This window comes from Paenibacillus sp. NPDC056933 (assembly GCF_042674385.1).
Taxonomy (GTDB): domain Bacteria; phylum Bacillota; class Bacilli; order Paenibacillales; family Paenibacillaceae; genus Paenibacillus.
This window is the reverse complement of record NZ_JBHUQN010000001.1, coordinates 1,614,564-1,632,917: the sequence shown is the minus strand read 5'-3', so window position 1 is coordinate 1,632,917 and position 18,354 is coordinate 1,614,564. Positions and strand designations below refer to the sequence as shown.

16 protein-coding genes are annotated in these 18,354 nt (G+C 46.5%); 1 reads left to right on the top strand and 15 read right to left on the bottom strand.

The genetic code is table 11. From position 1 onward, the window contains the following. Positions 1 to 13: 13 nt before the first annotated feature. From hslV to ACFTRD_RS07370, 7 genes are all read right to left on the bottom strand, one after another. The gene (hslV, locus tag ACFTRD_RS07400; protein ID WP_062326042.1) at positions 14 to 556 is read right to left on the bottom strand and encodes an ATP-dependent protease subunit HslV; all 543 of its coding nucleotides are present in this window, start codon (positions 554 to 556) and stop codon (positions 14 to 16) included. A 26-nt stretch (positions 557 to 582) separates the two neighbouring features. Then, positions 583 to 1,917: an FADH(2)-oxidizing methylenetetrahydrofolate--tRNA-(uracil(54)-C(5))-methyltransferase TrmFO gene (gene trmFO / locus ACFTRD_RS07395; RefSeq protein ID WP_379378451.1), complete on the bottom strand. Its 1,335-nt coding sequence runs from the start codon at positions 1,915 to 1,917 to the stop codon at positions 583 to 585. 32 nt (positions 1,918 to 1,949) lie between these two features. Next, positions 1,950 to 4,040 carry a type I DNA topoisomerase gene (gene topA, locus ACFTRD_RS07390; protein ID WP_192266274.1) on the bottom strand — a complete coding sequence of 697 codons (2,091 nt, stop codon included), beginning with the start codon at positions 4,038 to 4,040 and terminating at the stop codon, positions 1,950 to 1,952. A gap of 119 nt (positions 4,041 to 4,159) precedes the next feature. After that, positions 4,160 to 5,290, bottom strand: coding sequence for a DNA-processing protein DprA (gene dprA, locus ACFTRD_RS07385; RefSeq protein ID WP_379378449.1), 1,131 nt, complete (start codon positions 5,288 to 5,290; stop codon positions 4,160 to 4,162). Positions 5,291 to 5,534: 244 nt separating this feature from the next. After that, positions 5,535 to 6,464, bottom strand: coding sequence for a succinate--CoA ligase subunit alpha (sucD, locus tag ACFTRD_RS07380; protein WP_076289497.1), 930 nt, complete (start codon positions 6,462 to 6,464; stop codon positions 5,535 to 5,537). Between the two features lie 79 nt (positions 6,465 to 6,543). After that, a complete protein-coding gene (gene sucC, locus ACFTRD_RS07375; protein WP_379378446.1) occupies positions 6,544 to 7,704 on the bottom strand; it encodes an ADP-forming succinate--CoA ligase subunit beta in 1,161 nt (386 codons plus the stop codon). 246 nt (positions 7,705 to 7,950) lie between these two features. Further along, complete coding sequence (locus ACFTRD_RS07370; protein ID WP_192266270.1) at positions 7,951 to 8,406, bottom strand: MarR family winged helix-turn-helix transcriptional regulator; 456 nt, start codon at positions 8,404 to 8,406, stop codon at positions 7,951 to 7,953. Positions 8,407 to 8,843: 437 nt separating this feature from the next. On the opposite strand from ACFTRD_RS07370, the gene ACFTRD_RS07365 reads away from it, so the two are divergent. Continuing rightward, positions 8,844 to 10,448, top strand: coding sequence for a YifB family Mg chelatase-like AAA ATPase (locus tag ACFTRD_RS07365; protein ID WP_379378444.1), 1,605 nt, complete (start codon positions 8,844 to 8,846; stop codon positions 10,446 to 10,448). A 221-nt stretch (positions 10,449 to 10,669) separates the two neighbouring features. On the opposite strand, the gene ACFTRD_RS07360 is transcribed toward ACFTRD_RS07365, so the two are convergent. The 8 genes from ACFTRD_RS07360 to ylqF form a co-directional block, all read right to left on the bottom strand. Then, the gene (locus ACFTRD_RS07360; RefSeq protein WP_192266266.1) at positions 10,670 to 11,221 is read right to left on the bottom strand and encodes a nitroreductase family protein; all 552 of its coding nucleotides are present in this window, start codon (positions 11,219 to 11,221) and stop codon (positions 10,670 to 10,672) included. Between the two features lie 272 nt (positions 11,222 to 11,493). Next, positions 11,494 to 12,642, bottom strand: a complete 1,149-nt coding sequence (locus ACFTRD_RS07355) for a carboxypeptidase-like regulatory domain-containing protein (RefSeq protein ID WP_379378442.1) — start codon at positions 12,640 to 12,642, stop codon at positions 11,494 to 11,496. Positions 12,643 to 12,783: 141 nt separating this feature from the next. After that, positions 12,784 to 12,945, bottom strand: a complete 162-nt coding sequence (locus ACFTRD_RS07350) for a paeninodin family lasso peptide (RefSeq protein WP_379378440.1) — start codon at positions 12,943 to 12,945, stop codon at positions 12,784 to 12,786. Between the two features lie 599 nt (positions 12,946 to 13,544). Next, positions 13,545 to 13,841, bottom strand: a complete 297-nt coding sequence (locus ACFTRD_RS07345; protein WP_379378438.1) for a YraN family protein — start codon at positions 13,839 to 13,841, stop codon at positions 13,545 to 13,547. Continuing rightward, positions 13,835 to 14,143: an EscU/YscU/HrcU family type III secretion system export apparatus switch protein gene (locus tag ACFTRD_RS07340; protein WP_064639081.1), complete on the bottom strand. Its 309-nt coding sequence runs from the start codon at positions 14,141 to 14,143 to the stop codon at positions 13,835 to 13,837. The genes ACFTRD_RS07345 and ACFTRD_RS07340 overlap by 7 nt, the downstream gene beginning before the upstream one ends. Further along, positions 14,140 to 16,191: a TrbL/VirB6 family protein gene (locus ACFTRD_RS07335; protein WP_379378436.1), complete on the bottom strand. Its 2,052-nt coding sequence runs from the start codon at positions 16,189 to 16,191 to the stop codon at positions 14,140 to 14,142. Before ACFTRD_RS07335 ends, ACFTRD_RS07340 begins: the two co-directional genes overlap by 4 nt. A gap of 22 nt (positions 16,192 to 16,213) precedes the next feature. Next, on the bottom strand, positions 16,214 to 16,885 hold the full coding sequence (locus ACFTRD_RS07330; protein WP_379381221.1) for a ribonuclease HII: 672 nt from the start codon (positions 16,883 to 16,885) through the stop codon (positions 16,214 to 16,216). 427 nt (positions 16,886 to 17,312) lie between these two features. Further along, entirely contained in the window at positions 17,313 to 18,176 is an 864-nt protein-coding gene (gene ylqF, locus ACFTRD_RS07325; RefSeq protein WP_379378434.1) for a ribosome biogenesis GTPase YlqF, read from the bottom strand. Positions 18,177 to 18,354: the final 178 nt, after the last annotated feature.

The following is an 18,354-nucleotide window of genomic DNA, read 5'->3' as shown; positions in this document are numbered from 1 at the left end:
AGATTGCTTTTGCTTACAACTCTTCAACAATAATATTATTGTTGGTGTAGACGCATAACTCAGAGGCAATCTGAAGTGATTCACGAGCGATGTCTTTCGCTTCCAGATTCACCGCATGACGTTTTAACGCACGTGCAGCGGATAAGGCAAAGTTTCCTCCTGATCCAATCGCGATAACGTCATCATCGGGCTCAATAATTTCGCCCCCACCAGAAATGAGCAACATTCCCGTTTTATCCATTACAATCAGAAGTGCCTCCAGTTTGCGCAAAATCCGATCCTGGCGCCAGTCCTTGGCAAGTTCTACAGCAGCACGCTGCAGATTACCATGGTGCTCCTCCAGTTTGCCTTCAAATTTCTCAAACAAGGTAATCGCATCCGCTACGGAACCAGCAAAACCAGCTACAACCTGACCACGATAGAGACGTCTTACCTTTTTAGCTGTATTTTTCATCACAACACTTTGCCCCATGGTCACCTGACCATCTCCGGCAATCGCTGCCTTGCCATTATGACGAACTGCACAGATTGTTGTAGCATGAAATGACATATCCATGTTATCAGACTCCTCCCACGAATAATTTATACGCGTTCCGGAACGGTTAGACCTTCTCCTGCAGCAAAACGGGCAATGCCATCCAGTGCACGCTTGGCAAGTGCTTCATTTTTTTCTTTTTTGTTACGTATTTTGATTTCCAGCTTCGGCAGCAATCCAAAGTTTGCATTCATGGGCTGGAAGTGTTTGAAATCAGCTGTTGTAATGTACTGCGCCATACTCCCCAGCGTCGTCTCCACTGGCAATACCACCAATTCCTGACCCAGTGCTGCTTTGGCTGCATTCATGCCAGCGATTAAACCGGATGCCGCAGATTCTACGTAACCTTCTACACCAGTCATCTGACCTGCAAAGAATAGGTTTGGACGCTCTTTGAACTGATACGTTGGACGGAGAAGTTTGGGAGAATTAATAAATGTATTACGGTGCATTACGCCATAACGAACGAATTCCGCGTTTTCAAGTCCAGGGATCAGAGAAAATACACGCTTTTGTTCTCCCCATTTCAGATGTGTCTGGAATCCTACCAGATTGTACAGCGTTCCAGCAGCATTATCCTGTCTAAGCTGCACAACAGCATGCGGAAGTTCTCCGGTATGTGGATTAACGAGACCTACAGGTTTCATCGGACCAAACAGAGCCGTTTGTTTGCCACGCTTCATCATGACTTCAATCGGCATACAGCCTTCAAAGTAAATTTCTTTCTCAAATTCTTTCAATTGAGCAACTTCAGCCGTAATCAATGCTTCATAGAACACATCGAATTCCTCTTCTGTCATCGGACAGTTCAGGTATGCTGCTTCGCCCTTGTCATAACGTGAAGCAAGATAAACTTTATTCATATCAATAGAATCTTTTTCGATAATCGGTGCAGCTGCATCATAGAAGTAGAAGTATTCCTCACCCATAAGTGCCTTAATTTGCTCCGACAATGCCGGAGAAGTCAATGGACCTGTTGCTACAACAACGATACCGTCTTCCGGAAGAGAAGTCAGCTCTTCATTGACCACTTCAATGAGTGGATGCTGATGAAGGGTGGATGTAATCTCCCCTGAGAATCCGTCCCGGTCAACAGCAAGTGCTCCTCCTGCCGGAACGGCATGACGATCTGCCGCACCCAAGACCAGAGAATTAAGCATTCTCATTTCTTCTTTTAATACGCCCACTGCATTCGTCAAACCATTGGCACGAAGCGAGTTGCTGCATACCAGTTCAGCGAATTTATCCGTATGGTGAGCCGGCGTTTTGACAACCGGTCTCATCTCATATAATTTTACACGCACGCCGCGACTTGCAATCTGCCAGGCTGCTTCTGTTCCTGCGAGCCCGGCACCAATAACTGTTACTTGTTGTTCATTCATCGAAATCGTTTACCCCCATTATGCTAATCCGTTCATTCTTCTTCCGGTTCTTCCACCGGCTCCTGATGATCACATGAAGTACACTGCAATCGTGTTCCCTGTTTGTTTCGTTTCTCGATCATTAGCGATCCGCAGCTTGGACATGGTTTCGCTGAAGGTTTATCCCATGATACAAAATCACATTCAGGATACTTGTCGCAACCGTAGAAAATACGTCCCTTTTTACTGCGGCGTTCAACCACATGACCTTCTTTACACTTCGGACAAGTTACGCCGATGTCCTTGATAATGGGTTTGGTATTCCGACAATCCGGAAATCCGGAGCACGCGAGAAACTTTCCAAAACGACCCAGTTTATAAACGAGCGGTTTGCCGCACTTCTCACATATTTCATCCGAAACTTCATCTTCTATCTCAATTTCTTTCATTTCTTCTTCCGCAAACTCAAGCCGTTTCTCAAAGGATTCGTAGAATTCTGCGAGTACTTTAACCCAATCCTCAGAACCTTCCTCCACATGGTCAAGGTCACCTTCCATGTTTGCGGTGAACTCCACATTCAGGATTTCCGGGAAAAACTCTTCCATCTGCTCGATGACCAGCTCACCCAGTTCGGTTGGCATAAATTTTTTCTCTTCAATGGCAACATATCCGCGCTTTTGAATGGTCTCCAGCGTAGGCGCATATGTACTTGGACGCCCTATACCCAATTCCTCCAGAGTACGAACAAGTCTTGCTTCCGTGTAACGTGGTGGCGGCTGCGTAAAGTGCTGTTTCGGCTCAATCTCCCGATTCTCCAGCACGTCTCCACTTTTCAGAGGAGGCAGCAGGCGATCTTCTTCCGTTGTTCCGTCATCATTACCTTCCACATACACCTTCATGAAACCCTGAAAACGAACTTTGGAGCCCGCAGCTCGGAAAATTGTATCTCCTGCAGCAATGTCCACAGAGAGAGTATCCAGCACCGCAGATGACATCTGACTTGCTATAAAACGTTCCCAAACCAGTTTATACAGTCTGAACTGATCACGACTCATAAACGATTTAATCGAATCCGGATCACGCAAAATGGAAGTTGGACGAATCGCTTCATGCGCATCCTGAGCATTCGCTGCCTTTTTGGAATAGTTTCTAGGTGTCTCCGGAGCAAACGGCTCACCATACTTGCCTATAATGTATTCCTTGGCTTCTTCCTGTGCTGATGCTGCAATCCGTGTGGAGTCCGTACGCATATACGTAATGAGACCCACTGTGCCTTCTTTTCCGAGGTCTACCCCTTCATACAGTTGTTGGGCAACGGACATCGTCTTGGAAGCTCTAAAATTCAATTTACGTGCGGCTTCCTGCTGTAAAGAACTCGTGGTGAACGGAGCAGAAGGGTTACGGCTACGTTCTTTTTCTTTAACTTCCTTGACGGTAAACGAAGCGCCCTCGATCTGTTTCAAAATGGCCTGTACTTCGGCTTCACTGCCAAGTTCAGTTTTGGTACCGTTCAATTGATGGAACTTGGCTTCAAACGGATTTCCGTCTGCTGTCAGTTTGGCTGTAATGCTCCAGTACTCTTCTGGTTCAAAATCATTAATTTCATTTTCACGATCCAAAATGATTTTGACGGCTACAGACTGAACACGACCAGCAGACAAACCTTTTTTGACTTTCTTCCATAATAATGGACTTATTTTATAGCCTACAAGCCGATCGAGAATACGTCTCGCCTGCTGCGCGTTTACCAGATCCATATTAATCTTGCGCGGTGTTTTGAAAGCATCCTTGACGGCCTGTTTCGTAATTTCATTAAATACAACCCGGCAATCTGCTGTGTCATCCAGTTCAAGCGCATGAGCCAAATGCCATGCAATAGCCTCGCCTTCGCGATCCGGGTCAGCTGCGAGATACACTTTTTTCACTTTCTTTCGTGCATCCTTCAGTTCTTTTAAAATAGAACCTTTGCCGCGGATCGTAATATATTTCGGATTAAAATCATTCTCCACCTCAACGCCGATCTGACTCTTTGGCAAATCGCGCACATGTCCCATCGAAGCTTTTACGATGAACTTGCTGCCTAAATATTTGCCGATCGTCTTCGCCTTTGAGGGCGACTCCACGATTACGAGTGCATCCGCCATAGGTTCATCTCCTCTCAGTCATGAAACTGCTGCTTGTTTTTTGTTTCATCCATCACTTAGCAGCAGGATTAACTTCCGCTAATAATCTATTTTCACATGCTACCTTGAGTGCAGCACTGTCATACCCTCGCGTATTTGGTTCCAGGTAATTGGCTAATCTGCTTTTTTATGATTAAAGATAACAGAACTGAATGCAAATGTCCAAAATCCCAATGAAGCTGTTCAACAAGTTGATCCAGGGAATGCTCCTCCTGCTCCAGTAAATTAATAACACATCGTTCATCTGAAGATAGTTTTACCACTGGAAATATTCCCTGTTTGGAAGTTTCACTGCTATGCGTCGAACGTCCTCTATTGTAAGGAAGTTGTTCCGTATTTGGCAAGTCCAATCGATACTCTTCTAATAAATCCGTGGCGCAAGTTACCAATTTCGCTCCCTGACGAATCAGGTTGTGTGAACCTCGACTCTTGGGAGATGTTATGGGTCCTGGGACTGCAAACACATCTCTTCCCGCTTCAAGAGCGGCATCCGCAGTAATCAATGAGCCGCTTCGAATGTCGGCCTCAACAACCAATGTACCCAGGGTTAGACCCGCGATGATCCGATTACGTTCAGGAAATAAGCCCTGACGGGCACGTGTACCTGGTGGATATTCCGACAATAGCAGACCCGTATCGGCAATCCGTTCTGCGAGACTTGTATTTTCGGGAGGATAAATATTGTCAATTCCTGTCCCAAATACCGCAATGGTTTTGCCATTGGCACGCAGCGCAGCATCATGACACACGCTATCTATTCCTCTGGCGAGTCCACTCACAACCGTCAGCCCAGCATGGCAAAATTGCTCCGCCAGTTTTTCACCAATTTTACGTCCGTACACAGTAGGCATGCGGGTCCCTACCATTGCAATTGATTGGCTGTGCAACAAATTCAGGTCGCCGCGACCGTACATTACCCAAGGTGGTTGAACGGTTTCCTTCATTAATATAGGATAGTCATGATCTAGATAAGTAATAACCTCAATGCCTTGTTTGTACAAACACGCTTGTCTCTGTTCAATCCAGTCAGCATTGAACTGCTTCGCTAAACGCACTGCCTGATCCTTACGCAGACCCGCAGCAGTCCAGTCCCCTTCTTCATAACTCAATAGGTCAGCCAGTTGATGATTTCCTGATAGCAACTTGGAGATTGTTTTCTTACCAACGCCTTCCGTTTCATGTAAACCAATCAAAATCCATCTTTCTTCCATATCAATAACCTCCCGAAGCGGGAAGAAAATCTTCCCTCATATTGTGTGGTAAGTGACAACAGAATGCAAGCGTTTACTTTGCAGGAGGACCTTTCTTCTCATTTACCACCTGTAAAAAAACGCAAAAAAGCAACCCTTCGCCCTGTTATGGACAAAAGGTTGCTTACCTTTTCCGTATCAACAATAGTCGGTTCCCAGACAGTTTAGCTCTCTGAACCGTTTCTTCTATTATAACGGGAAAGAATTAATGTGTCGTGCACAAATTCAGAATTCCGCGTTCTTCAAGTACACTCACAAGCGTTGAGCCCATTTCGGCCGGCGTTGGAGCAACTTTAATTCCGCAAGATTCAAGTTTCGCAATTTTTTCTTTGGCAGTACCTTTACCACCTGAGATAATTGCACCCGCATGACCCATGCGTTTACCTGGAGGCGCGGTAACACCACCGATAAAGCCAACCACTGGTTTGGTCATGTTTTCACGTACCCACTCTGCAGCATCCTCTTCAGCTGTACCGCCGATTTCACCGATCATGATGACAGCATGCGTCTGCGGATCTTCATTGAACCGTTTCAGGATATCAATGAACTCGGAGCCTTTAACCGGGTCGCCCCCGATTCCAACAGCAGATGATTGTCCAATTCCACGTGCAGACAATTGATGAACAGCTTCATACGTGAGCGTTCCACTACGGGAAACCACGCCAACGTGACCAGGCATATGAATATAACCCGGCATGATGCCGATTTTGCATTCACCTGGTGTAATAACGCCCGGACAGTTGGGTCCGATCAGAACGGTATCTTTGCCTTCCATGAAACGGTCAACCTTGACCATATCAAGTACCGGAATACCTTCGGTGATACAGATCACGAGATCCAGCTCTGCGTCAACAGCTTCCATGATGGAATCCGCTGCAAATGCCGGGGGAACGTAGATGACGCTCGCTGTTGCGCCAGTAGCTTCCTTCGCTTCCTGTACCGTATTGAACACCGGAAGACTGACAACTTTGCCATCTTCCAGCGTAATATCAACATTGGTTCCGCCTTTACCCGGTGTTACGCCGCCTACCATCTGGGTTCCGTAGTCCAATGCGCCCTTCGTGTGGAACATTCCCGTTGAACCCGTAATGCCTTGCGTAATGACTTTTGTATTTTTATCAATCAAAATACTCACGTTGCTTCACATCCTTACGGTTATTTTTCAAGTGCCGGACAGCTCCGGAACTAAGGCAGCAATTTGCCCAGGAATGAACTTATTTTACGAGGGCAACAATTTTCTGTGCACCATCGGCCATGGAATCAGCAGGAACGATATTTAGGCCGGATTCACCCAAAATACGTTTACCAAGCTCCACGTTAGTTCCTTCAAGACGAACAACCAGCGGTTTAGTCAGGCCAAGCTGCTTCGCGGCTTCAACAACACCATTGGCAATGACATCACAGCGCATAATGCCGCCAAAAATGTTAACGAAGATACCCGCTACTTTGGCGTCAGACAAAATGATTTTGAAAGCTTCAGTCACTTTCTCTGTTGTAGCACCGCCCCCAACATCAAGGAAGTTGGCCGGGTCGCCGCCATAGTATTTGATGATATCCATCGTCGCCATCGCAAGTCCCGCACCATTGACCATACAGCCGATGTTGCCATCAAGTGCTATGTAGCTGAGGTCGTATTTGGAAGCTTCGATTTCTTTTTCGTCTTCTTCATCCAGGTCGCGCAGTTCCAGAATGTCTTTGTGACGGAACAAGGCGTTGGAATCAAAGTTCAATTTGGCATCCAGAGCGATAACGTTTCCATCTCCGGTAACAACGAGCGGATTGATTTCGGCAATGGAGCAATCTTTCTCCACGAATGCAGTGTACAATGCAAGCATAAACTTAACTGCTTTGTTCACGAGTTCATTCGGAATACGAATGCTGTAAGCCAGTTTACGCGCTTGGAACACTTGCAATCCAATTGCAGGGTCAATAATTTCCTTAAAGATTTTCTCTGGTGTAGCTTCTGCTACTTCTTCGATCTCGGTGCCGCCTTCTTCGGAAGCCATCATAACAACACGGCCTGTGGCACGGTCCACTACAACACCCACATAGTACTCTTTGCGGATATCGCATCCTTCTTCAATCAGAAGGCGCTTCACTTCTTTACCTTCTGGTCCAGTCTGGTGTGTCACCAGTACTTTTCCCAAAATTTCGGATGCGTAAGCACGAACTTCCTCAGTACTTTTCGCGACTTTCACGCCGCCGGCTTTACCCCGGCCTCCCGCATGAATTTGCGCTTTGACTACAGTCACCGGACTGCCCAGTGCCTCTGCGGCCGCAACCGCTTCATCGACTGTATAAGCAACCTTTCCATTTGGAACGGTGACTCCATACTGTTTCAGTACTTCTTTTCCTTGATATTCATGGATATTCATTCTCGAATCCTCCTATCAACATGACTGCAACAAGGCGGGTTGGTAGACTAACAAAAGACAAATGTTGACTATTTTCACTTAAACCCAATTCATTGTAACACGTTTTTAAAACGCTTTCCTTAAAAAAGTAATGGTTAATAGACAGTATTTTGATATGAGTATGATCCCATAATGTGAATGCTTGGATATAAATGGAAAAACCTCAGCTAAATAGCCAAGGTTTTTTGTTTATAATGCTATACCCATTTATTTTCTGGATTCTTTGGTATTGGTCTCATGGACCTTTTTCAAAAGGCCCTTAAACTGGCCCAGTAAAGACTCAAACTCTGCACTGTTCAGGCACGCATCTCCCTGAATCGATGCAGGTATGGATAAGGCTTTATTACGTAGTTCCCGCCCGGATTCAGTGAGAGTAATCAATACTTTTCGTTCATCCTGGGCTGAACGTTCACGATGAATATGCCCTGCTGACTGCAAACGTTTCAGAAGTGGCGTTAACGTTCCCGAATCGAGATATAGCGCTTCTCCGATTTCCTTAACCGTACATTCTTCACGTTCCCACAACACCATTAAGACCAGATACTGCGAATACGTTACGCCGAGCACCTCAAGATAGGGCTGGTACATCTTCGTAATTTCACGTGAACAAGCGTATATGGCAAAGCATAATTGGTTATCCAGCTTCAAACTGTCAGTCTGCATATGATTGTCTCACCTACCTATTGTACATTCAATTCCTAATAAAAAGGTCTTCACCCCTGTTTTGTCGCTAGACATTATGCGTATTATTAGGAACTCTTCATCTATCTTATCACAAATTAAAAAAAAAACAGAATAATTGAGCACAAATTATTTTACTTTTCGATTTAATAGTGTTAAATTAAGTTTTGTAAAATATAATAGTCCGATATTAAAAATCAGAACAGAACCATGTCTAATTCCACGAGAAACTACACTTAATAAGGTAATCTTTAAACAATTCAGGGATCAGGGAGAGGTACATAGCAGCTATGACGAGGACGGGTTGACGCCCTGATTCCTTTTATATACAATGCTTGTTAGAAGATGAGGAAGCACCTTAATTCGTAAACTGGCCGTATTTTGCGCGCCAAGAACGGAATGAGGTGTTTCTTTTTATTATGTATGGAAAACTGCATAGTGCCTGTTTGTATGGAATTGACGGAGTTCTAATTGAAGTGGAAACAGATTTGTCGAATGGATTACCCCAGACGTCCATTATCGGGTTACCGGATTCGGCCATTCGTGAAGCGGTTGAACGTGTTCGTGCAGCTATCAAAAACTGTGGCTATCAGTACCCGTTACAGCGAATTACGATTAACCTGGCCCCTGCTGATCTGCGCAAGGAAGGCTCTTCTTTTGATCTTGCTATTGCAATTGGATTACTTACAACAAGTGGCCAGCTGGTACTTCCTGTGCAGGAACGGACATTGGTGGTGGGTGAGTTGGCATTGGACGGTTCAGTGAGATCCGTTCCTGGTATTTTGTCCATGGTAGATTTGGCGAAACGGCAAGGCTTTACCTCTGTTCTTCTGCCCGCCGATAATCTGGAAGAGGCTTCACTAATTCGGGGCATTCAGGTATATGGCATTCGTCATTTACAAGATATCGTTCCAGAGAGCGTAGCAGCTGCAAAGAGCACGAACGGAACGGTTCAAATTGCTGGGTCTATTGTTTTAAAAGACTACGCCCACCTTTCTGTTCGCGTTCCAGATTACGAAGATTTGAATAACCGCGACCGCTCGAAACACACTTCATTTCTGGATGATGATTATAGTGATGTCTTGGGACAGCACCATGTGAAGCGTGCACTTATGATTGCCGCAGCAGGCATGCACAATATTTTGCTCGTCGGACCGCCAGGAACAGGGAAAACCATGTTAATTAAAAGGCTGCCTACGATTCTTCCTCCTTTGTCCGAAGACGAAGCCCTGGAAGTGACCAAAGTGCTAAGTGCCGCAGGCAAGCTCAAGGAAACCTCTCATGGTCTCATCGCAGACAGACCTTTTCGCTCTCCACACCATACGATATCCACATCAGGTCTAATTGGTGGTGGCGGTATCCCTAAGCCGGGTGAAGTAAGTCTTGCTCACCGAGGCATATTGTTTCTGGATGAGCTGCCCGAGTTCCAGCGGCAAGTTCTTGAAGTATTGAGACAACCGTTGGAAGATCGGAAAGTTACGATTAGCCGCGCGAGAGCAGCGTTCACTTTCCCTGCGCAGTTTATGCTCGCATGCTCGATGAACCCCTGCCCCTGTGGCTATTTGTCTGCCCAATCGGAAGAGCAACGCTGTATATGCAGTCCTGCCCGTGTTGCCGCCTACCGTGCCAAAATTTCGGGACCCCTGCTGGATCGCATCGACCTTCAGGTTGAAGTGCCTCCCCCAGGTGAGTGGCGCAAGTCTGGAGCTTCGCTTTCATCTTCAGAAATGCAGATCAAAGTTATTCATGCGCATCGAATTCAGGCTGCTCGATATGCGAAAAGTTCAGTTCGCTGGAATAGCCAGCTATCAGGAACCCTGTTGCGTCGAACCATCCGTCTTCCGGAAGAAGCTGATAACCTGCTTCAACAGACGCTGCAAGCGTTAAATCTGAGCATGCGTGCGCATGATCGAATCATCAAGATGGCCCAGACCATTGCCGATCTGGATCATGAGGGAGAAATTTTGACAGCACACGTGGCTGAAGCAATACAATATCGACAGTTGGATTTGAATTTATTTTGAGAATCAGCCCCGTTGATGGACGGCCCAAAGGAGGATATTGCTCGAAACCTTCAGCAATATTTCACGTTCAAGTGGCTATGCGTAGAGAGCGTTCGCAATTTTCCATACCCGAACAAGTCAAATACCCCTGCCAAGTATCTCTCCTCTGTATAAAGAGGGATACTTGCAGAGGCTTTTCGTAAAGCATCATGTTGGGATGTATAACGCAAAGAAAATACTAATTATTCAAATATGGTCAGCTTATCCTTGGCTGGTGTACGCTCTTTGGCAGAAGGAATTACATCTGGATACCCCATGTAAACCATCCCTATAATTTTTTCCCCAGCCTGAATGCCCAGAGATTTACGGAATTTCGGTGCATACAAGAAAGGCTTGGTTACCCAGAACGTACCGATATCTTCACTCCATGCCGCGAGCAGGAAGTTCTGTACCAGTGCACTAACTGCTGCAAAATCTTCATCCCAAATATTTTGGCGCGGATCTTCTTCCATCACTACAAGCATAACGGTAGGAACCTGCTTGATATTCGCCGAGAACTTGTTATCCTCACCCATCTCTGCATCAATCGCGTCTGCCAACTTGTTCAGTCCGTGTCCGCTAAACAACAAAAACCGCCACGGCTCACGCAATTTGTGATTGGGTGCCCATACGGCCGTGTCCAGCAAATCAATAATTTGTTGTGTAGGAACGGCTTCTTTTTTAAACTTTTTGACGGTACGACGATTTTGAATGGCCTCTCTTACGGCATTACCCGTTTGTGTAGATTTACTCATGACCATGCCTCCCAGGTTATAAAAAGATTATCCGTGACCGCAGCTAGAGCCTGCGATGTGAATCGACTCATTTATGAAAAATCAAATGATGCAAACCAAACTGGATTATCAATCTTGATTATACACTGATCGGTTCAAAGGATTCAAAGGGTTGCTGACGACATTAAATTCGTACTGGGTAAATTGGATGTAAAAAGACGACTACGACTCCTGCCCAACAAAGGGATTCATAGAGTCAGCGTCGCCTTCCTTCATTATTTTTTAACAATAAATCAGTACCGATAAGGTCCTGCTCCTTCGAATTTCCCATTCACAAAATCCATGATGTTTATCTTTTCCTGGTTGCCTGCGACATCGGTACTGAAATACTCCACGGTTTTGACATCAGGAGCATAAATCTTTATCGGTTCGGTAAACGTGATCCATTGCCCGCCGTTGATTCTGTACTGGATCATTTTCAAGCCAGATCCGTTAACTTCGTCCTCTGCCTTTAACTTAAAATTAAATCCATTAATGTATGGCTTCCCGTTGGATATCTCTGTCAGGGGGACTAACGCATATTTGGTTACAGGTGGAGTTTTGTCCGTATTGCTCTTGAGAATAAAATCAAATGTATTTTTAGGTCCTTTGACTAAAGTCACTCTAATCGTTTGCTTGATATAACCATCCGCTTCAACAGAAATTGTGATTAATCCAGGAAGCTGCTGTTTCATGGTATACTTACCCTGCTTGTCTGTTGTTGTCTGGAAACCATTGATTGTCACTTTGGCACCAATAATCCCCTTTCCACCCTCATCGATCACCACGCCGTTTACCGCTGCAGCCTCTTGCAGATAGAAATTCAATTTATCCGTAGTTCCATAGTATACTGTCACATATTTCGTGTAAGGAACATAGTCATTCGCATTGACTTCAACATCGATATTTGTGGTGTGATATGCGTTAATGCCCGTGATGGCGTAGTTGCCATTCTTGTCTGTTTTTACGGTTTGGCTTACCGTTGTCGCTTTTACAATCGCACCCACAATTGGTTTGCCTGATTGGTCAGTCACTGTACCTACAATGGTCGCTGGCTCAAAGAGTACTAAATTCACTACTTTTGTATCCCCAGGTTCCAAAGTGACATAACCAGAATTCATGCCTGTTTCCAACAAGTAACCTTTGGCAATGGCTTTAATGGAAAAGTCTGTGCTCGCACTTATTGTCGTTTCAAACCGAAACTCTCCTTTGGAATCAGTCTTTACCGTTTGGGTTGATGTCCCGGCGGGTTGCTGCATGATATGTACACTTACATCTTTTACAGCAAAACCATGTGAATCGGTAACCTTACCAGTAATACGAACCCCTTGAGCAAGTTGATTCACCGTTTCTTTCACAGAGGTATCTTTCGGATCAGCATAGCTAGTTCCAGAATGCATCATTCCGATTATCCCTGAAACTAAAAAAATCACACACAAACGAATCATCCATTGCCCTGTTTTCTTCATATTCAATAGTTCACCTCAACTAGGTAGATTGGTTAAGAGTTAAGCCGCTGTCATCAAATACACCCATGTCTCATTCTAACTGGCTACCATTTCAAGTTTCCAAAACTCCCCACCCCATACGTATTGCCAGATTCCTTCGCCACCGTTCATCGTTTGGCTAACATCCAGCATTTCGATTATAGGGGTCACCCACACCTGTTTCTCTTTCTGTAGCGCAGCACATTGAATTTCTTTCATAGTTCACACCTCTTCATCGTTTTTTCTTTCATCATTTTATTATATTTGGATACATTTTGTATCTATTTATTTTCAGCACTTCGGTTTCTTTCCATCTTAAATACATATATCGATCCTCAAAAAAATCTTTTGCAAGCGGGTTGCACCTTTGGAAGGGACCAACTAATTCAGAAAATATAGACCTTCAGTGACAAGTTACTGTTTAGCAGATTTGATCACTTGCAGTAAAAACTAATCCGTTAATTTCTTTGACAGAGAAGGCTTACCTGGATGAAATTCATGAACAAATGGCTAGGATAAGTAAATAAAAAAGATTGAGATAATTACCTTTCACCGAATTTGATACAAAATGTATCTTTGAAATAATTAGTCAAAACCATTTCCTTTTATGTCTTTTGATATTCTCCTTAAAATAAAAATGACCCACATCCAGGGGTACTTATAACAAGTATCCTTCTTGTGGGTCAACGTAGTTCAATTGCTTCGTCGGGAGAGAAATTAAAATGCATTAATAATATGATCAACCGAGACGATTCCGCCCTCTTTATCCAGCATGACGGCGATCACATCGAAACGGATCTGATGATTTGTCTCTCCTGTCATTTGCAAATATACAGATGCAGTTGCACGAACCTGCTGCATTTTACGATATCTACCGACTCCTGGGGTGTACCATACTTTCCAGTTCCGCTTCTACTTCGGACTTCAATAAAAATGATCAAGCCTTCACAGGAAGCAACAATATCAATCTCTCCGCTTCGGCAACGCCAGTTTTGCCGGATAATTTGATATCCATGCTCCCGTAGCCAGTGACAGGCAGCCTCTTCACCCAATCGCCCCTTTTGCTGACGCGTCAGTTTTAGAATGGGCCCTGAATCCGGTCTCTGTTCTACCATGATTCATCTTCCTCTCGTCCAGAAGCCAAACGGTCAGCACGATAGATATAGGTTAACACCTCAGCCACCAGCTGATATAACTCTGACGGAATCTGTTCATCCAAATCCAGCTTGGATAATACTTCGACAAGTGCAGCATCTTCCTGGACAGGCACACCATTTTCTTTGGCTTTATCCAGAATAGCTTCTGCCACTTTACCGCGGCCTTTGGCTACGACAACCGGCGCTTCGCTCTCACCAGGTACATATTTTAATGCAACGGCCTTTTTGGAGATCAGGTCCGGTTGCGAATCCTCTTTCATACCCGCATGTCCACCCCTTTATAACGTTCAGGACTGTAGTCCGAGGCAGTCATTTTCCGTTCAGCTCCCGGTTCCTGGCCAACAGGCCAGGGTTCCGCCTTGAAGGTCAGCAACTGATAGCCCAACTTGTCCAGCGCTTGATGGATTTCTTCACGCCCACTCTCCAGGAGCGGTCCCATTCCTTCGCGGTCATTCAACACGCGCAGACTGACGATATTATTCACCACATGCACATCCACTAGTGTTGGACCGAGACTTTTCATATCCAGATCAAACCACAAGCGACAGTTGGATGCATCCAGCTCACCACGTTGTCCCCGGCGAGACTGAATCTGGACGGAAGCCGTCTCTTCCCCATCGGGTCCCGTAATCGGGATAAACCAGTGCATCTGAGCAAAGGTGGCACTGCGGTCGGTTGTCAGCAACAATTGCTGACCTGTCAGAAATTGCACGGCCTGGCCGGCGGCATCCTTAAGCGCCGCCGGTGCACCATCGCTGCTGGCAAGCTGCAGCAGCAAGCCCTTGAGCGTGTCCGTGGTTCCCGGACTCGCAACATCCCCCACGCGCGCCTGCGCAGCCGCGCCGTGCACTGCCTGCTGCTCGTGCTCCGCACCGAGCAGCTTCAGCACGCGCCCCACCCACGGGTCCCCCTCGTGGGTGACAGGCGCCGCCGCAGCACCTGCGGGAGCTGCGGCACTACCGCCAGCCGGCAGCGCATCCGCGCCGGCTGGCAAAGACTGCGGCACGCCTCCGGCAGCCGCAGCCGCCTGGCCGCCCTGCTGCGATGCAGGGGCGGCCTGTGTCGCCGCACCGTGCTGTGCCGGTGCGGCTGTGAACGCGCTGCGCAGCGCGTCCAGCAGCGCCAGCAGCTTGGGCGCCAGCTGCGCTGCCGATGGAGCTGCCGGCGCCGCCTGCCCTGCTGCGGGAGGCCCTGCAGCAGCAGGCGTTTCGACGCGGCCGTCGGTTCGTCCGGCCGCGCCCCCCTCAGGCTGGCCCGTAACCACTCGGCCAGCCGCAGCATCCAAAGCCGCCCCCGGCATGCCCGGGCGGCTTCCAGCAACGCCCGCGTCAGCTGTACGCGGGCTCTCGCCAGGTATTCCGGTTCCCGCAGGAATACCTGCCCCTATCTTGCCAGCAGTTTCAATATTACTGGCCCCAGCCTTAAGCCCGGCAGTCTCAGCATGTCCTGCACCTGTCTGCCCATCGCGTTTCACTGCACCACCAGCTGTATCCTTTGATCCATCAGCCAATGGAGCAGCACCTGCGGACGACCCAGATACGAGCTGCCCGACCAAGCCAGACGTTCCTCCTTTCACTCGCCCTCCGCCTGAAGCAGCTAACGTTTCACTCGTCTGTTCTCCGCTTAAAGGTACAGGCAATCCACCCATTACGGATGGTTTCACCGTGGCTGCCTGTTCTCCACTTACTGCCGGTTTACCCGTAGTTTGGGCCAACATGGATTCAAGCTGTTCAGCCAAGCCCTTCAACAACTGATGCAGCGGAGGACCGAATACAGCCTGATGCAACCCCTTTACTGTTTCCGCTGTAACCGGTAAACCACGCTGAAAAGCAATACCTGTCGCCTGCACCCATTCTTCAACAGGAACCTGCGCAGGTTTGGCGGTCATCATATTTTGAACCATGGCTACATTATCCTTGGTTAAGGGTAATCCACTTCGCTGCATGGCTAACAGCAGATCCCGATTCCCCTTGGTATCTGGCAAACCAACCTCCTGAAGCAAATTGTTCAAAGACGCCTGTGGCAGTTCGGCTAATGTACCCGTCAGCGGTTTCATTACCGTTACGCCATTCTCACCTGGAGGCTGTACCTGAAGTAATGTCGTTTCGCCTGGTCGAAGCGGGGTTTCCAGTTTTGCACGTACCTGTACACCCTGAATCTGAAGAACCGCATCTGCTCCATCATCCGATACACTAACCACACACCCCCGCACAACCTGACCTTCCTTTAACTCCAGTGGCTTGGCATTTCCCGGTTTACTATCCCCCAGCAACCCCCGAATCATGGAACTTATGTTCAAACTCTTCACCCTCCCTTCATGTAACCTCTAATTAAAATAAAGTGTGCTCTCCGAGCAGATTACCGAGAAAACTCCGGCGATGCATGGGTGTAGCACCAAGAGCCATAATTTGTTCACGGTGAAATTTCGTTGCATATCCCTTATGTATCGATAACCCATATTCCGGATATAACGTATCCCAATCCTCCTTGCAAAGTCTGTCCCGGGTAACCTTTGCAATAATGGATGCTGCCGCAATGGATTGACTATTGGCATCCCCTTTAATAATGGACAACTGCGGAATATTCACATCTATCTTTTCGGCATCCACCAACAAATAGTCTGGAACGCCTTCCAGTGCTTCCACCGCTCGTTTCATAGCAACTCGTGCAGCCTGTTTAATATTCAGTTGATCGATCGTCTCTGCGTCCGCATAACCGATCCCAACGGACAACGCTTTTTCCATGATGATGTCATACAATGCGTCCCGCTTTTTCTCCGTTAGCTTTTTGGAATCATTGACCCCTTCAAGAACCAGATCAGGAGGCAAAACAACGGCTGCCGCTACGACATCCCCGAATAAACATCCCCGTCCCACCTCATCAATTCCCGCAATACGTTCAAATCCACTTTCCCAATACTCACGCTCATAGATGAGTAGATCTTTAGGCTCCACCGATTCCTTTTTCTTCTTTTTCGGTTCAACCAAGGCATCCAGTTGCATCAATTCGGTTAACTCATTTATTTCATTCATTACAGTGTCATCTCCTCTGCCCAATCTTGCTTTAACATACTTTTATATCGTTGTATTATATAGACGTAAATTCCCGATGTTTGTTCTACCAAATTCAACTACACTAGAAATAAACTGCTTTGATCATATAGATAATACAAAGGTGAGTTATTATTTTATCGGTATCTGATGGTTTAAATTGAAGATATTCAGCATTGAGCAGGCTAAAACTTCATCAATCATCATAGCATGATTTACGAGTCCCAGATATACGGCGCAAGACAATCCCACAAAGTACAATTTTCTAGAAGCCACTTCCAGTTTACGTACATTCTCCGATCCATAAAACCAGCACGCTAAAAAGCGACCGCTCCCGGTAATCCGGTAACGGCCGCTTCTTTCGGCAATTGCTTTATATTTAATAAGGGGCTTCCATAGAGAAACGTCCCATTTTACCTGCACGCAGTTCACGCAGAAAAGCTCGCGACGCTTTTTCCAAATCGATACGCCCGCCACTCACAACGCAACCACGTATGCGACCCACTTGTTCCATGATCGCAATGACACTGTCTGAATCATCCGCATCCTTGGAGAACTCCTGAAGTCCATATCTCTCTTCCAGGGAATCCCAGTAGTAACGCATCAGATAACTAATACCGAAAAAGGCGATATCCTCTGCATTTAGAATCTCTTCCTTAATCGCACCTGTTACCGCTAGACGATACCCTACGTTTTGATCCTCGAATTTCGGCCAAAGAATACCCGGGGTATCCAACAATTCCATTTCCTTACCAACCTTGATCCACTGTTGTCCTTTTGTAACACCGGGACGATCCCCCGTTGCCGCAATATTCCGTCCGGCAAGTCGGTTAATAAGTGTGGATTTACCCACGTTGGGGATACCAACAATCAGCCCGCGAACTGCTCTAGGGTTAATCCCTTTAGCCAGTTGACGGTCAATTTTTTCTTTAAGAAGAAGCTTGGCTTGTATTGGAATGTCTTTCACATTGGTGCCAGTCGAAGCATCTACAGGAAAAGCAGTGATTCCTTCTTTTTTGAAATATTCAATCCATTCTTGCGTCACTTTCGCATCCGCCAAGTCTGATTTATTCAACAGAATCATCCGGGGTTTTCCCTGCAAAATCTCATCAATCATCGGGTTGCGGCTGGAGACAGGCAGACGGGCATCCAGCAGTTCGATGACCACGTCAATCAGCTTTAACTTATCCTGAATCTGGCGTCTGGCTCGGGTCATATGACCTGGAAACCATTGAATCGTCACCTTGTCTTCACCTCATTATTTGTTAATATACAAGCTGGACCATAAAATCGACATTAAGGCAAGTCTGTCCGTTGGAAGCCACTTTATTACAAGTGCTCTCCGCTCTACATGATCAGATTGGCTCTGCCCTCACCTTTATAGTGCACATTTTATATTTTGCTTATATATCCTGCATTCA

Coding starts and splice junctions, on each gene's coding strand:
- hslV (WP_062326042.1), bottom strand. CDS start 556: ATGGATATGTCATTTCATGCTACAACAATCTGTGCAGTTCGTCATAAT.
- trmFO (WP_379378451.1), bottom strand. CDS start 1,917: ATGAATGAACAACAAGTAACAGTTATTGGTGCCGGGCTCGCAGGAACA.
- topA (WP_192266274.1), bottom strand. CDS start 4,040: ATGGCGGATGCACTCGTAATCGTGGAGTCGCCCTCAAAGGCGAAGACG.
- dprA (WP_379378449.1), bottom strand. CDS start 5,290: ATGGAAGAAAGATGGATTTTGATTGGTTTACATGAAACGGAAGGCGTT.
- sucC (WP_379378446.1), bottom strand. CDS start 7,704: ATGAATATCCATGAATATCAAGGAAAAGAAGTACTGAAACAGTATGGA.
- ACFTRD_RS07370 (WP_192266270.1), bottom strand. CDS start 8,406: ATGCAGACTGACAGTTTGAAGCTGGATAACCAATTATGCTTTGCCATA.
- ACFTRD_RS07365 (WP_379378444.1), top strand. CDS start 8,844: ATGTATGGAAAACTGCATAGTGCCTGTTTGTATGGAATTGACGGAGTT.
- ACFTRD_RS07360 (WP_192266266.1), bottom strand. CDS start 11,221: ATGAGTAAATCTACACAAACGGGTAATGCCGTAAGAGAGGCCATTCAA.
- ACFTRD_RS07355 (WP_379378442.1), bottom strand. CDS start 12,642: ATGATGCATTCTGGAACTAGCTATGCTGATCCGAAAGATACCTCTGTG.
- ACFTRD_RS07350 (WP_379378440.1), bottom strand. CDS start 12,945: ATGAAAGAAATTCAATGTGCTGCGCTACAGAAAGAGAAACAGGTGTGG.
- ACFTRD_RS07345 (WP_379378438.1), bottom strand. CDS start 13,841: ATGGTAGAACAGAGACCGGATTCAGGGCCCATTCTAAAACTGACGCGT.
- ACFTRD_RS07340 (WP_064639081.1), bottom strand. CDS start 14,143: ATGAAAGAGGATTCGCAACCGGACCTGATCTCCAAAAAGGCCGTTGCA.
- ACFTRD_RS07330 (WP_379381221.1), bottom strand. CDS start 16,885: ATGCAACTGGATGCCTTGGTTGAACCGAAAAAGAAGAAAAAGGAATCG.